This is a genomic window from Saccharomonospora iraqiensis subsp. paurometabolica YIM 90007, assembly GCF_000231035.2.
GTDB lineage: Bacteria > Actinomycetota > Actinomycetes > Mycobacteriales > Pseudonocardiaceae > Saccharomonospora > Saccharomonospora paurometabolica.
Window position 1 is genome coordinate 1 of sequence record NZ_KI912209.1, and the last position, 1,711, is coordinate 1,711.

At 73.7% G+C, this 1,711-nt stretch carries 1 protein-coding gene; it reads right to left on the minus strand.

Features of this window, described 5'->3' with window-relative positions; translation table 11 throughout:
* Positions 1–178 precede the first annotated feature (178 nt).
* On the minus strand, positions 179–1,711 hold a 1,533-nt coding region (locus SACPADRAFT_RS0203350; RefSeq protein WP_007027522.1), incomplete at its 5' end, for an alkaline phosphatase D family protein.

Consider the following 1,711-nt stretch of genomic DNA (forward strand, 5'->3'; position numbering starts at 1 on the left):
GGCGGCGCCGGACAGCACCACCGCGGCCGAGGTGCCCGTGGCCACCCGGAGGAACCGGCGGCGGGAGAGGTCGGCCGTCGCGTGGCCCCGGTCGGTCGTCGCAGGGGCTCCGCCGTCGGCCGTCGCAGGGACCGGGTCGTCGGTCATCGCAGGGGCTCCGTCGTCATCGCAGGGGTCGTCATCGCAGGGGTTCCGTCGTCGGGCGGACGTGCTGGGTTCCCGCGGGCACCCGCACCGAGGCGGCGTGCCGGGCGGGACTGGCGGGGTCGGTGCGGTCGTCGAGGGCGTACCAGTCCATCCGCACGGCGTCCGGGGCCACCTGGAGCACCGAGTAGCCGTGCGCGTCGAAGTCCAGGTGCCGCACGTGCGGGTTGTTCAGCCGCACCGCCGCCTCCACCGCCAGTGACCCGGTCCGCGGCGGCACGCCGAGGATCTCGTCGAGGTTGTCGCTGGTGACCGAGGTGCAGACCAGCTCCGTGCCGAGCGAGTCGCCGGTGAGCGGGTAGGTCAGCGGGTCCGAGGGCAGTTCCGCCGCCCAGGCCGAGTGGATGTCCCCGGTGAGAAAGACGGTGTCGCGCACCCCGTGGTCGCGCAGGGTGGCGAACACGGTGGCGCGGTCGGCGGTGTAGCCGTCCCACTGGTCGACGTTGTACGGGATACCGCCGACCGGCCCGAGGAGTTCGGAGACGGCGTGCAGCTCGCGGGTGGACAGTGTCGACGGGAACCGCACCGGCGCGATCATCACCGGGTTCCCGACGAGTTTCCACTGGGCGTGAGCCGTGGTCAGTCCGGAGGTGAGCCAGTCGAGCTGGTTCGCCCCGGTCATGGTGCGGGCCGGGTCGGAGATCACCGGGTCGAACGGGTGTGCCGCCTGCCTGCTGCGGTAGGTGCGCAGGTCGAGCAGGGAAAGCTCGGCCAATCGTCCGAAGGTCAGCCTCCGGTAGAGGCGCCCGCCCGGCTCGTAGCGCACCGGCATCCACTCGGCGTAGGCGCGGTGTGCGGCCGCCCGCCGGTCGGTCCAGGTGCCCTCCTGCGGGGCGGTGTGGTTCTGTGCGCCGCCGGCCCAGGCATTGTTGGCCACCTCGTGGTCGTCCCAGGTCACGACGAACGGGACCCGCGCGTGCAGCGCCGCCAGGTGCGGGTCCGACTTGTACTGGGCGTGCCTACGCCGGTAATGGGCGAGGGTGGTCGTCTCGACGGGCGGGTCGTGCGGGCGCAGCGCCGCCGACGACGCGCCGTACTCGTAGAGGTAGTCGCCGAGGTGGACGACGAGGTCGAGATCGTCGCGGTCGGCGAGGTGCCGGTAGGCGGCGAAATGCCCCGCCTGCCAGTTCGAGCAGGACACCACCCCCATCCGCAGCCGGTCGACGGCGGCGTCCCGGGCGGGGGCGGTGCGCGTGCGTCCGACCGGGGAATACGCGCCGCCGTGGCGGAAGCGGTACCAGTACCACGTGTCCGGTGCCAGGCCGGTGACGTCGACCTTGACGGTGTGGTCGCGGTCCGGACCGGTCCGCAGGCGCCCCCCGGCGACCACGGTGGTGAACCGCGGATCCGTGGCGACCTGCCACTCGACCGGCGTCGTGGGCCCGACACCCGAGCCGGGGACCGCGTCCGGGGTCGGGCTCACCCGCGTCCACAGCAGAACGCCGTCGGGCAGCGGATCACCCGAGGCGACCCCGTGCGCGAACGGCCCGGCGCGGCCGTCGGCGGA